This window comes from Streptomyces sp. NPDC040622 (assembly GCF_055593965.1).
The window spans coordinates 290635-303793 of the sequence record NZ_JBVIXD010000009.1; the positions used below are offsets into that span (position 1 = coordinate 290635).

Sequence of the window (13159 nt, forward strand, 5' to 3'; positions counted from 1 at the left end):
CGCGGGTCGGGGTAATGGGCGACCCCGGCCCTTTGAGGAACGACCCCCTGTGTGCTGGTGGCACGCACAGGGGGTCGTTCACGTCCTGGCCCGGGGGAGGGCGTCACCCGCGTGAGACATCGCCCGGACGGCGTACGGGGACTACTCCACCGTGACGGACTTCGCGAGGTTGCGCGGCTTGTCGATGTCCCGGCCGAGCGCCAGCGCCGTGTGGTAGGCGAGGAGTTGGAGCGGGATGCCCATCAGGATCGGGTCGAGCTCGTCCTCGTTCTTCGGGACGACGATCGTCTGATCGGCCTTCTCCTGCTCCTGGTGCGCGACCGCGAGGATCTTGCCGCTGCGGGCCTTGATCTCCTCCAGGGCGGCACGGTTCTTCTCAAGGAGGTCGTCGTTCGGGACGATCGCGACCGTCGGGAGCGCCGGCTCGATGAGCGCGAGCGGGCCGTGCTTGAGCTCGGAGGCCGGGTAGGCCTCGGCGTGGATGTACGAGACCTCCTTGAGCTTGAGTGAGGCCTCACGGGCGACGGGGTAGCCGCGCACGCGCCCGATGAAGAGCATCGAACGGGCGTCCGCGTACTGCTTCGCGATCTTCTTGATCTCGTCCTCCTGCTTGAGGACCTCCGAGATCTGGCCCGGCAGCTTGCGCAGGCCCTCGATGATCCGCTTGCCGTCGGAGACCGACAGGTCGCGGATGCGGCCCAGGTGCAGGGCGAGCAGGCCGAAGGCGACCGTGGTGTTCGTGAAGCACTTGGTCGAGACGACGCAGACCTCCGGGCCCGCGTGGACGTACACGCCCGCGTCGGCCTCGCGGGCGATCGCGGAGCCGACGACGTTCACGACGCCCAGGACGCGGGCGCCCTTGCGCTTGAGCTCCTGGACGGCGGCGAGCACGTCGTACGTCTCGCCGGACTGGGAGACGGCGATGTAGAGCGTGTCGGGGTCCACGACCGGGTTGCGGTAGCGGAACTCGGACGCCGGCTCCGCGTCGGCGGGGATGCGGGCCAGCTCCTCGATCATCTGGGCGCCGATCATGCCCGCGTGGTACGAGGTGCCGCAGCCGAGGATCTTGACGCGGCGCACCTTGCGGGCGTCGTGCGCGTCGAGGTTCAGGCCGCCCAGGTGCACGGTGGAGAAGCGGTCGTCGATGCGGCCGCGCAGGACGCGGTCCACGGCGTCGGGCTGCTCGAAGATCTCCTTGTGCATGTACGTGTCGTGGCCGCCCATGTCGTACGACTCGGCCTCCCACTCCACGGTGGTCGGCGAGGCCGTCGTGCGCGAGCCCTCGGTCGTGTACGTGCGGTAGTCGTCGGCCTTGATGGTGGCCATCTCGCCGTCGTCGAGGGTGACGACCTGGCGGGTGTGGGAGACGAGCGCGGCGACGTCCGAGGCGACGAACATCTCCTTCTCGCCGATGCCGAGGACGACGGGGGAGCCGTTGCGGGCGACGACGATGCGGTCGTTGAAGTCGGCGTGCAGGACGGCGATGCCGTACGTGCCCTCGATGTGGCGCAGGGCCTCGCGGACCTTCTCCTCCAGGGTGTCCGCCTGGGCGCGGGCGACGAGGTGGGTGAGGACCTCGGTGTCCGTCTCGGAGAGGAACTCGACGCCGTCGGCGGTGAGCTTGGCGCGCAGCTCGGAGGCGTTGTCGATGATGCCGTTGTGGACGACGGCGACCTTGCCGTCCTGCGACAGGTGGGGGTGGGCGTTCTCGTCGGAGGGGGCGCCGTGGGTGGCCCAACGGGTGTGGGCGATACCGGTGGTGCCCTTGAAGCGGGCGGGCACCTTGGCCTCCAGGTCGCGTACACGGCCCTTGGCCTTGACCATCTTCAGGCCCGTGGCCTTGGGGGCGGTGACGGCGATGCCCGCGGAGTCGTAGCCGCGGTACTCCAGGCGCTGCAGGCCTTCGAGGAGGAGCGGGGCGACGTCACGCTTGCCGATATATCCGACGATTCCGCACATGGAGGGTGTCCTAGTCGTAGAGGGATGGCGTGGCCGGTCGTGGTCCGGGCCTGGTCAGCCGTAGACGATGCGGCGCAGCTGTCTCAGCGTGAGTTCCGGCGGGGCGACCGCGCGGTACCCGAGATCCGCCGAGATCTGCTGGAAGATCGCCGCGTTCAGCAGGCCCTGACCCTGCAGTTCGCGGTGGCGGCGACGGACGAACGCTTCGGTCGTCTCGTCGAAGTAGGCGAGCACGTCCTGGACGACCCGCAGCGCTTCGCCCCGCTGGAGCGGGGTGCTGCGGGTGAGGTGGTCCACCAGGTCGTCGTGCATGCGTCGATCCTGGGGTATCGGATGACCTTGTGCAAGAATCCTGCCCGGAATCGGGCAGGGTCGTGTCGGAACGGACCGGAAAGTGACGCGAGCGCGGTCGGTACGCCTCTCCCGCACCGTCCTCACATACGGCGCAGGACCGCCTGCTTGGCCGCCGCGAACTCCTCGTCCGTGAGGATCCCGCTCTGGTGGAGCTCGCCCAGCTCCCGCAGGCGGCGCAGGAGCGCGTCGTGGTCGTCGGCCGGCGGCTGCGGGGCGGCGGCCGGTTCCGGCGCCGCGAGGGCCTTCGGGGCCGTGGCGGCCGCGGGGTGCGGCAGGCGGGCCTGGACCGCCGCGGCGACCAGGGCCATCAGCGGGTCCTTCTTGAAGCCCCACAGCTCGACCGCGTTCGGGTCGTACTTCGGCGGGGTCTTGGTCGGCGCGTTCTTCACGGTGAACCGGAGGTGGCCGTTCTCCAGGCCGATCGCCGGCTGCCACTCCACCGCGGTGACGTCGGCGAGCACCAGCGACCGCGTGCCGGACGCCGACTTCGCCTCCTCCGTCTTCCAGTTCCACTCCAGGCGGATGTTCTCCCCGTCGAAGCTCGCCGTGCCGTCACCGGCCGAGACGGAGAGCGGCAGGGAAGGGCCGCCGAGGAGGTACGCGTCGCAGGGCGCGGCCGGTACCTGTTCGAGCAGGTGGGCATTGCGGACCTCGTCGACCAGATACTCCGCGACGCCGTACCGGTCCGGTTCGACCGTCAGCTGGTACGGGTCCGAGGAGTCCGTCAGCTTGCCGCCCGTCGCCTGGAGCAGCGGGTCGGCGCCGTCCCGCAGCCGCAGCCTCAACCGGCCGGACTTCTTGCCCTGTTCGAAGGCGATGCCCGCCAACGCGGCCAGCGGTACGGTCAGTTCGCCCAGCGACTTGCGCAGCAGGGACACGTTCTTGTCGCGGCCCGGGACCAGGCGCAGCGTCTCTCCGTCGAAGGTCCACGTGCCGTCACGCTGGATGATTTCCGCCATGCGGGGATTCTCGCACCGACCACTCGGATAAAAGGTCAACACCCCTTGACCCCTGGTGAGGACGGGGTTACCAATGGGGACCGTTCGATTGCGATGCCACCGGGGTGCGCCACACGGCCATGACGCCGTACAGCCGCGACGCCGTACAGCCGTGACGCTGTGACGCACCGGGGGCGCCACCACAGACGCGCCGCACACGTGCCCCACCGCGGCGCCGGCCCGTCGAAGGGACCCGCTTGTGAGATCGCACAGAAGAACGACACACCTCATCGGCTCGCTGCTGCTCGTGGCGGCCGCCGGAATCTCCTCGTCCGCCGCCGCGTCCGCCACGGGCACCGAGCACGCCACGGACGCGGCGCGGCCCGCCGTCACCCCGCTCGGCCAGGTCGTGCCCGCGCCCCTGAAGGCCGAGGCGGGCGGGGCCGGTTACGAGATCACCGCCAAGACCCGGATCCGCGTCGACAGCGGCAGACCCGAGGAGCGCCGGGTCGCCGAGTACCTCGCCGCGGTGCTGCGCCCCTCCACCGGCTTCAAGCTCCCCGTCACCGCGGGCAAGGGCGCGGACGGCATCCGGCTGCGCGTCGGCGGCGCGGATCAGGACAAGGCGCTGGGCGCCGAGGGGTACCGGCTCGTCTCCGCGCCCGGTTCCCTCACCATCGCAGCCCGGACGGGTGCCGGGCTCTTCCACGGTGTCCAGACGGCCCGTCAGCAACTGCCCGCCGACGTGGAGAAGAGGACCGGACAGCGCGTCCCGTGGCGGGTCGCCGGCGGCACCGTCACCGACGCGCCGCGCTACGGGTACCGCTCCACGATGCTCGACGTCTCCCGGCACTTCTTCACCGTCGGCCAGGTCAAGCGCTACATCGACCAGGCGGCCCTCTACAAGATGAACAAGCTGCACCTGCACCTCAGCGACGACCAGGGCTGGCGCATCGCCGTCGACTCCTGGCCGCGCCTGACGTCCCACGGCGGATCCACGCAGGTCGGCGGCGGCAAGGGCGGTTACTACACGAAGGCGCAGTACAAGGAGATCGTCGACTACGCGGCCTCGCGGTACCTGGAGGTCGTTCCGGAGATAGACATGCCGGGCCACACCAACGCCGCGCTCGCCTCGTACGCCGAACTGAACTGCGACGGTGTCGCCCCGCCGCTCTACACCGGCACCGAGGTCGGCTTCAGCTCGCTGTGCGTGAAGAAGGACGTCACCTACGACTTCGTGGACGACGTGATCCGTGAGCTCGCCGCGATGACGCCGGGCGAGTACCTCCACATCGGCGGCGACGAGGCGCACTCCACCAGCCACGAGGACTTCGTCGCTTTCATGGACAAGGTGCAGCCGGTGGTCGCCAAGTACGGCAAGAAGGTGCTGGGCTGGCACCAGCTGACCGGCGCGAAGCCCGCACAGGGCGCCGTCGCGCAGTACTGGGGCTACGACAGGACCGGCGCCGCCGAGCGCGAGCAGGTCGTGAACGCCGCGAAGAACGGCACCGGGCTGGTCCTCTCGCCGGCCGACCGCGCCTACCTCGACCACAAGTACACCAAGGACACCCCGCTCGGCCTGTCCTGGGCGGGCTACGTGGAGGTGCGGCGGTCCTACGACTGGGACCCGGGGACGTATCTGGCGGGCGCGCCCGCGGACGCGGTCGTGGGTGTCGAGGCGCCGCTGTGGACCGAGACCCTGTCGACCTCGGCGCAGCTCGAGTACATGGCGTTCCCGCGGCTGCCCGGCATCGCCGAGCTCGGCTGGTCGCCCGCGGCCTCGCACGACTGGGACGCGTACAAGGTGCGGCTCGCCGCGCAGGCCCCGCGCTGGGACGCGCTGGGCATCGGCTACTACAAGTCGCCGCAGGTGCCCTGGCCCGCGGGGTGAGGGTGACGGGCGCCCCGGAGGACCGTCTCCGGGGCGCCCGTCGGTTTTCAGGCGAGCGCGCCGTGGTGGCGCTCGCGGGTGCAGAAGCTCAGCAGGGCCTCCTTCTCGGGCTTCTGGACGACGGTCTCGGCGCGGAAGCCGAGCGTCTCGTTGCGGGCGTGGGCCGCCGTGTCGCGCACGTCGGGGTCGACGACGACCCGTTCGGTCGCCGGGTCGGCGAACAGCAGGCGCAGCGTCGCCGCGAGCGCCCCGCGCGTGAAGCCGGGCACGCGGGCGTCGTAGGGCGCGGTCAGCAGCCGCATCCCCACGTCGCCGGGCAGGGGCTCGTAGAGGCCGGTGAGTTCGGTGTACGCGGGGTCGTAGCGCTCCGCGAGGAACGCGGGCACGCCGTGGTGCAGGCCGAGGAACGCGTCACGGTGCGCGGAGGCGGCGATCGCCATGTACTCGCGCTCGGTGTCGGTGAGCGTGGCGTGCCGCATCAGCCAGGCCGCCGCCTTGGGGTGGGTGACCCAGCCGTGCACCAGTTCCGCCTCGGTGAAGGGGTCGAGGGGGCGCAGCGTGAAACCGGGGGTTCCCGTGAACGGACGGGAGGTGGTGGCGAGTCGGGCCGCCACCCGCTCGGCTCCCTCGGTCACGCAGGCGCGGTACCGCTCCGCGGTGGTGTCGTTGAGCAGGGGCGAGCGCATGGACTGTCCTCCAGGTGAGGGGACTTGACCGCGCCCCCGGGGACGGAAACGCGGGGAGACGGGGGCGCGGTGTGTAACTAAGGTTAGCCTAACCTAAGTCTCTGTTGGGTTGGTCTCCGGGCCGGAAGACGGACCAGAAGACGAAACCGCCCCCTCCGTACGTGGAGGGGGCGGCCGGTGGAGCCGGTGGCGGTGGCAGCGGCGGCGGTGGCTGAGCGAGCCGGAATCGGGGCGAGGGCGCCTACTTGAGCTTCTTCGCCTTCTCGATCGCGTCCGCCAGGTCCTCCAGGATCGGCGCGCACTTGTCGTAGGAGAAGATGGGCTCCGTGACGCGCGGGACGACCTGTCCGGCCTTGACCGCGGGAAGTTCGCGCCAGGTCGGCTTGGACTTGTCCAGGGCGGCCGGCTGGATCGCCGAGGTGCGGTTGTCCATCATGATGAGGTCGGCGTCGTACCGGTCGACGTTCTCCCAGCTGAGATTCTCGAACCAGCCGCCGGACTCCTTCTTGGCCTTCTCCGGCGGCTCGACGATGTTCACGCCGAGCGCCTTGAAGTACTCCAGGTCGACGGAGAGGTTCGAGCCGGAGACGTAGAACAGCTCCTGACTCGCCGAGCCGACCAGGACCTTGATGTCCTTGTGCGCCTTGGCGACCTTGCGCAGCCGCTCGGAGGCGTCCTCGAAGCGCTTCTTGGCCTTGACGACCTTGTCGGACCTCACGTCCGCGCCGAGCGACTCGGCGAGCGCCTGGATGCGCTGCAGCGGGTGCGTGAGCTGCCGGTCGTAGACGCTGATGCCGACGCTCGGCGCGAGCTGCAGGATCTTGTCCGCGTCCTCCTCGGGGACGTACCAGAGCGTGCCCTTGGCGTCGAACATCGTGGAGATCAGCAGGTCCGGGGCGAGGCTCGCGTACTTCTCCATCTTGAACTGGCCCCAGGTGTTGCCGATGACCGTCAGCTTGCTGACGTCCATGTCGCCGGCCTGCACGTCGGGCTTGCCGCCGTCGGTCGTCGTCGGGCCGAAGACGCCCTTGACCTCGATGCCGTAGTCGAACAGGGCCGCCGCGACACCGGTGAACGCCACGATGTTCCCGGGCGTCGCGTCGCGCCTGGCGGTCTTGCCCCGGTCGTCCTTGAAGCTCCAGGGGCCCTTCTTGCCGCCGCCGGCGTCCCCGCTCCCGGCGGTCCCGTCCTTTTTCTTGTCGCCGCAGGCCGCCAGCGCGGCGGTCAGGCCGAGGGCGCCGCCGGCGGCGAGGAGGCCGCGGCGGGAGGGCTGGAAGAGGCGGGCCTGGGGCATGCGGATCTCAGCTTTCGTGACGTACGGCGGTGGGGCGACTGGCCGGAACCAGCGCTTAGGTTAACCTAAGCTAAGTTCGCGTCCAGTGGCCCCACGCGTCACACGCCCCGCCCCCGGCCGGCCCGCCTCACGAAGCCCGCCTCAGCTCGCGAAGCCCAGCTCCCGTGCGATCAGCATGCGCTGCACCTCGCTCGTGCCCTCGCCGATCTCCAGGATCTTGGAGTCCCGCCACATGCGGGCGACCGGGTACTCGTTCATGAAGCCGTACCCGCCGTGGATCTGTGTGGCCTCGCGGGCGTTGTCCACCGCGACCGTCGACGAGTAGAGCTTGGCGATGGCCGCCTCCTTCTTGAAGGGCTCGCCCGCGACCAGGCGGGAGGCCGCGTCGTGCCAGCCGATCCGCGCCATGTGCGCCCGCGTCTCCATGTCGGCGATCTTGAACTGGATGGCCTGGTTCGCCCCGATCGGCCGGCCGAAGGCGTGCCGCTCCTTGGCGTACTTCACGGACTCGTCCACGCAGCCCTGGGCGAGGCCGGTGGCGAGTGCGGAGATCGCGACCCGGCCCTCGTCGAGGATGTGCAGGAACTGGGCGTAGCCGCGGCCCTCCTGGCCCAGCAGGTTCGCCGCGGGGACGCGGACGTCGGAGAAGGACAGCTCCCGGGTGTCCGACGCGTTCCACCCCACCTTGGAGTAGGGCGCGGCGACCGTGAAGCCGGGCGTCCCGGACGGCACGATGATCGAGGAGATCAGCGGACGGCCGTCCTCCTTGCGGCCGGTGACGGCGGTGACCGTGACCAGGCCCGTGATGTCGGTGCCGGAGTTGGTGATGAAGCACTTGGAGCCGTTGATCACCCAGTCGTCGCCGTCACGGACGGCCGTCGTGCGCGTGCCGCCCGCGTCCGAGCCGCCGTCCGGCTCGGTCAGGCCGAACGCGCCGAGGATCTCGCCCGAGCACATCCTCGGCAGCCACTGCCTCTTCTGCTCCTCCGTACCGAAGAGGTGCAGCGGCATCGCGCCGAGGGAGACGCCCGCCTCCAGGGTGATCGCCACGGACGAGTCGACGCGGGCGAGCTCCTCCAGGGCGATGCCCAGCGCGAAGTAGTCACCGCCCATCCCGCCGTACTCCTCAGGGAAGGGCAGCCCGAACAGGCCCATGCGGCCCATCTCGCGGACGATCTCGTAGGGGAACTCGTGGCGTTCGTAGAAGTCGCCGATCTTGGGGGCGACGACGTCGTGCGCGAACGCCTCGACCGTGCGGCGCAGTTCCTCGTGCTCGGGGCTCAGACGGTGGTCCATCGTTGTTCACTGCTCCTGGTGGGAGTCGGTCTGCTCGTCGTGTGAGCGGGCCGTGAGGGCACGGACGGTGCGGGACGGGCTCGGCCGGCCCAACTGGTCGGCCATCCAGGCGCTCGTGGCGCTGAGACGGACGAGGTCGACCCCGGTGTCGATGCCGAGGCCGTGCAGCATCCAGACGAGGTCTTCGGTCGCGAGGTTTCCGGTGGCGCTCTTCGCGTACGGGCAGCCGCCGAGGCCGCCCGCGGAGGCGTCCACCGTCGTCACGCCGTGTTGCAGGGCGGCGAGGGTGTTGGTGAGCGCCTGCCCGTATGTGTCGTGGAAGTGGACGCCGATGCGCTCGGTCGGCACCTGGACCGCGTTGAGCGCGGCGAGCATCGCCGAGACGTGGCCCGGGGTGGCCACGCCGATCGTGTCGCCGAGGCTCAGCTCGTCGCAGCCCATGTCGAGCAGGGCGCGGCTGACGCGGACGACCTTGGAGATCGGGACCGCGCCCTCCCAGGGGTCGCCGAAGCACATCGAGAGATAGCCGCGGACGTGCACGCCCTGCTCGCGGGCGCGGGCGACGACCGGGGCGAACATCGCGAGGGCCTCGTCCACCGTGCGGTTGAGGTTGGCCTTGGCGAAGGACTCGGTGGCGCTGGCGAAGACGCCGACGCGGTGGGCGCCGAGCGCGAGGGCCCGGTCCAGGCCGCGCTCGTTCGGCACGAGGACCGGCAGGTGCACGTCCGGGAGGTCGCCGAGGAGCGGGAACAGCTGCTCCGCGTCGGCCAGTTGGGGCACCCACTTGGGGTGCACGAAGCTCGTCGCCTCGACGGTCGTCAGGCCCGCGTCGGCGAGGCGGTGGATGAACTCCGCCTTGATCTCCGTGGGAACGACCGTCTTCTCGTTCTGCAGGCCGTCGCGGGCGCCGACCTCGTGGATGCGGACGCGGGCCGGCAGGCCGCGGGTCGGTACGACCATCGGGAGCGGCGCGTCCGCCAGCTCCAGCGGCTCGTCCGTGGCGTCTCCCGCGGCCGACGGGCCGTGCAGCGGGTCGGTGGTCATTCCTGCTCCTCCTCGGGGGTGACGACGGCGAGGACCTGGTCCATGGCGACGGTCGTGCCCGGGGTGACGTCGAGCTCGGCGACGGTGCCGGCGTGCGGGGCGGAGATGACGTGCTCCATCTTCATCGCCTCGACCACCAGCAGGCTCTGGCCCGCGCTCACCCGGTCGCCGGGGGAGACCTTCACGACGGTGACGGTGCCGGGCATGGGGGCGGTGAGGGCGTCGGCCCCGGCGTGCGCGGTGCCGGTCAGGGAGGCGGCCACGGGGTCGTGGTCCTGGACGTGCCAGGCGTCGCCGTCGCCGCCGAGCCAGTCGCCCGCGCGGTGGAAGGTGTGCAGGGTGCCGTCGACGGTCACCGAGACGCGGTCGGGGCCGACGGTGCTTCCCGTGGCGCGGATCCGGTGGGCGACCGGTTCGTGCCCCGCCACGCGCAGCCAGTGGGTGAGGGGCGCCGGGGTGCCCCCGAGCCGCCAGCCGCTCGGCACGGAGAAGGGGTTCTGCCAGCCGTCGCCCGAGGGCCGGAGCGCGTCCTCGCGCACCGCGGCCGCCGCCTCGTACACCTCGTCGGGCACGCCGTCCGGGACCAGGCTCTCGGCCTCGCGCTCCACCAGGCCCGTGTCCAGCTCGCCCGCGACGACGTCCGGGTGGGCCAGGAGCCTGCGCAGGAAGCCCGCGTTGGTGGGGACGCCGAGGGTGACCGTGTCCGCGAGGGCGGCGCGCAGCTTGCGCAGGGCCGTGGCGCGGTCGGGGCCGTACGCGATGACCTTGGAGAGCATCGGGTCGTAGAGGCTGCCGACCTCGGTGCCCTCGCTGAGACCGGAGTCGGTGCGCACGCCGTCGCCCTGCGGCTCGTGCAGGGCGAGGACCGCGCCGCCCGAGGGCAGGAAGCCGCGGGACGGGTCCTCGGCGCAGACGCGGGCCTCCACCGCGTGCCCGGTCAGGCTGATGTCGTCCTGCGCGAAGGGCAGCGGCTCGCCCGCGGCCACCCGCAGCTGCCACTCCACCAGGTCGAGCCCGGTGACGAGCTCGGTGACCGGATGCTCCACCTGCAGGCGGGTGTTCATCTCCATGAAGTAGTACGACGAGGGGTCGTTGCCCGGCACGATGAACTCCACCGTGCCCGCGCCCGCGTACCCGCAGGAGCGGGCCGCCTGCACCGCTGCCTCGCCCATCGCCGCGCGCGTGGCCTCGTCCAGGAGGACGCTGGGCGCCTCCTCGACGACCTTCTGGTGGCGGCGCTGCAGCGAGCACTCGCGCTCGCCGAGGTGCACGACATGGCCGTGGGTGTCGGCGAGGACCTGGATCTCGATGTGCCGGGGCCGGTCGACCCACCGCTCCACGAGCAGCGTGTCGTCGCCGAAGGAGGCGCGGGCCTCGCGCCGGGCCGCCGCGATCTCGTCGGCGATGAGCGCCTCGTCCCGCACCAGGCGCATGCCCTTGCCGCCGCCGCCCGCGCTCGGCTTGAGCAGCACCGGGGTGCCGATCTCGCGGGCCGCTCCGGCCAGTTGGGCGTCGGTCAGGCCGCTGCCCGAGGAGCCGGGCACGACCGGCACGCCGGCCGCCTGCACGGTCTCCTTGGCGCGGATCTTGTCGCCCATGAGGGAGATCGCCTGTGCGGGCGGGCCGATGAAGGTGAGGCCCGCGTCGGCGCAGGCCCGCGCGAAGTCGGCGTTCTCCGCGAGGAAGCCGTAGCCCGGGTGGACCGCCTGGGCGCCGGACTTCGCCGCCGCCTCCAGGAGCCGCTCCACGGACAGATAGCTCTCGGCGGCCGGCGCCGGGCCGAGCCGTACGGCCGTGTCGGCCTCGCGCACGTGCCGGGCGTCCGCGTCCGCGTCGCTGAAGACGGCGACCGAGCGGACGCCGAGCGCCCGCAGGGTGCGGATGACGCGGACCGCGATCTCGCCGCGGTTGGCGACGAGCACCGTGTCGAACATGGTCCCTCTCCCCGAGGTGGTCCCTTGCTGGAAGTCGCTCATCGTCCGCCCCTCACATCCGGAAGACGCCGAAGCCGGGCTCGCCGAGCGGCGCGCCCGCGCACGCCGTCAGGGCGAGGCCGAGCACCTGCCGGGTGTCCCGGGGGTCGATGACCCCGTCGTCCCAGAGGCGGGCCGTGGCGTAGTAGGCGTTCCCCTGCTGCTCGTACTGCGCGCGGATCGGGTCCTTGAAGGCCTCCTCGTCCTCGGCGGGCCACTGCTCGCCGCGGGCCTCCAACTGGTCGCGCTTGACCGTGGCGAGGACGGAGGCGGCCTGCTCGCCGCCCATCACGGAGATCTTGGCGTTGGGCCACATCCACAGGAAGCGGGGGGAGTAGGCCCGGCCGCACATCGAGTAGTTGCCCGCGCCGTACGAACCGCCGACGACGACCGTCAGCTTGGGCACGCGCGTGCAGGCCACGGCCGTCACCATCTTCGCGCCGTGCTTGGCGATGCCGCCCGCCTCGTAGTCCCTGCCGACCATGAAGCCGGAGATGTTCTGCAGGAAGACCAGGGGGATGCCGCGCTGGTCGCACAGCTCGATGAAGTGGGCGCCCTTCTGGGCCGACTCGGAGAACAGGATGCCGTTGTTCGCGACGATCCCGACCGGGTGGCCGTGGATGTGGGCGAAGCCGGTCACCAGGGTCGTGCCGTACTCCGACTTGAACTCGGCGAAGCGGGAGCCGTCGACCACGCGCGCGATGACCTCGCGCACGTCGTAGGGGGTGCGGGAGTCCGTCGGCACCGCGCCGTACAACCCCAGGGGGTCGACCTTCGGTTCCTCCACGGGCTGCACCGACCACGGCAGTTCGCGGCGCTCGGGGAGCGTGGAGACGATCGTGCGGACGATGCGCAGGGCGTGGGCGTCGTCCTCGGCGAGGTGGTCGGTGACTCCGGAGGTCCGCGAGTGGACCTCGCCGCCGCCCAGCTCCTCGGCCGTGACGACCTCGCCGGTCGCGGCCTTCACCAGGGGCGGTCCGCCGAGGAAGATCGTGCCCTGATTGCGCACGATCACCGCCTCGTCGCTCATCGCGGGGACGTACGCCCCGCCGGCCGTGCAGGAGCCGAGGACGGCGGCGATCTGCGGGATGCCGGCGCCCGACATCCGGGCCTGGTTGTAGAAGATCCGCCCGAAGTGCTCGCGGTCGGGGAAGACGTCGTCCTGCATCGGCAGGAAGGCGCCGCCCGAGTCGACCAGGTAGAGGCACGGGAGGCGGTTCTCCAGGGCCACCTCCTGGGCGCGCAGGTGCTTCTTCACCGTCATCGGGTAGTACGTGCCGCCCTTGACGGTGGCGTCGTTGGCCACGATCACGCACTCGCGGCCCGAGACGCGGCCGATGCCGGCGATGACGCCGGCCGCGGGGGCGTCCCCGCCGTACAGCCCGTCGGCCGCGAGGGGAGCCAGCTCCAGGAAGGGGGAGCCGGGGTCCAGGAGCGTGTCCACGCGGTCGCGGGGCAACAGCTTGCCGCGCGCCACATGGCGGGCCCTCGCCCGCTCCCCGCCGCCGAGCGCGGCCGCCGCGAGCTTGGCCCGCAGCTCTTCGGCGAGGGCGGTGTGGGCCGCCTCGTTCGCCCGCCATGCCTCGGACGCGGGATCCGCCGCGCTCGCCAGCACTGGTGCCTGCCGCATCAGTCGAGCCCCCTTGCTCGGTCCATTCGGTGCACTCGGTCGACCTTCGGTTCGGTTAATGACCGTTAACGTGTTTCCTCTAGGTTAACGATCG

Annotated in this window: 10 protein-coding genes; 1 reads left to right on the forward strand and 9 read right to left on the reverse strand. The window is 71.4% G+C overall.

Going from position 1 to position 13159, the window contains the following annotated elements; genetic code table 11:
- Positions 1-141 precede the first annotated feature (141 nt).
- The 3 genes from glmS to ACZ592_RS27005 form a co-directional block, all read right to left on the reverse strand.
- Positions 142-1959 (reverse strand): glutamine--fructose-6-phosphate transaminase (isomerizing), encoded by a 1818-nt coding sequence (gene glmS / locus ACZ592_RS26995; RefSeq protein WP_471584222.1) that lies wholly within the window; start codon positions 1957-1959, stop codon positions 142-144.
- Between the two features lie 54 nt (positions 1960-2013).
- Entirely contained in the window at positions 2014-2271 is a 258-nt protein-coding gene (locus ACZ592_RS27000; protein ID WP_471584223.1) for a hypothetical protein, read from the reverse strand.
- A gap of 122 nt (positions 2272-2393) precedes the next feature.
- Positions 2394-3272 carry a DUF4429 domain-containing protein gene (locus ACZ592_RS27005; RefSeq protein ID WP_471584224.1) on the reverse strand — a complete coding sequence of 293 codons (879 nt, stop codon included), beginning with the start codon at positions 3270-3272 and terminating at the stop codon, positions 2394-2396.
- Positions 3273-3510: 238 nt separating this feature from the next.
- Between ACZ592_RS27005 and ACZ592_RS27010 the strand changes: the two genes are divergently transcribed.
- Positions 3511-5142 carry a beta-N-acetylhexosaminidase gene (locus ACZ592_RS27010; protein WP_471584225.1) on the forward strand — a complete coding sequence of 544 codons (1632 nt, stop codon included), beginning with the start codon at positions 3511-3513 and terminating at the stop codon, positions 5140-5142.
- Positions 5143-5189: 47 nt separating this feature from the next.
- Here ACZ592_RS27010 and ACZ592_RS27015 read toward each other — a convergent pair whose 3' ends face one another.
- From ACZ592_RS27015 to ACZ592_RS27040, 6 genes are all read right to left on the reverse strand, one after another.
- Positions 5190-5828: a GNAT family N-acetyltransferase gene (locus ACZ592_RS27015; protein WP_471584226.1), complete on the reverse strand. Its 639-nt coding sequence runs from the start codon at positions 5826-5828 to the stop codon at positions 5190-5192.
- Positions 5829-6069: 241 nt separating this feature from the next.
- The gene (locus ACZ592_RS27020; protein WP_471584227.1) at positions 6070-7122 is read right to left on the reverse strand and encodes an ABC transporter substrate-binding protein; all 1053 of its coding nucleotides are present in this window, start codon (positions 7120-7122) and stop codon (positions 6070-6072) included.
- A gap of 141 nt (positions 7123-7263) precedes the next feature.
- Positions 7264-8418, reverse strand: a complete 1155-nt coding sequence (locus tag ACZ592_RS27025) for an acyl-CoA dehydrogenase family protein (protein WP_471584228.1) — start codon at positions 8416-8418, stop codon at positions 7264-7266.
- Between the two features lie 6 nt (positions 8419-8424).
- A complete protein-coding gene (locus ACZ592_RS27030; RefSeq protein ID WP_471584404.1) occupies positions 8425-9378 on the reverse strand; it encodes a hydroxymethylglutaryl-CoA lyase in 954 nt (317 codons plus the stop codon).
- Positions 9379-9458: 80 nt separating this feature from the next.
- Entirely contained in the window at positions 9459-11396 is a 1938-nt protein-coding gene (locus tag ACZ592_RS27035) for an acetyl/propionyl/methylcrotonyl-CoA carboxylase subunit alpha (RefSeq protein ID WP_471584229.1), read from the reverse strand.
- Positions 11397-11448: 52 nt separating this feature from the next.
- Positions 11449-13065 (reverse strand): carboxyl transferase domain-containing protein, encoded by a 1617-nt coding sequence (locus ACZ592_RS27040; protein WP_471584230.1) that lies wholly within the window; start codon positions 13063-13065, stop codon positions 11449-11451.
- Positions 13066-13159 lie beyond the last annotated feature (94 nt).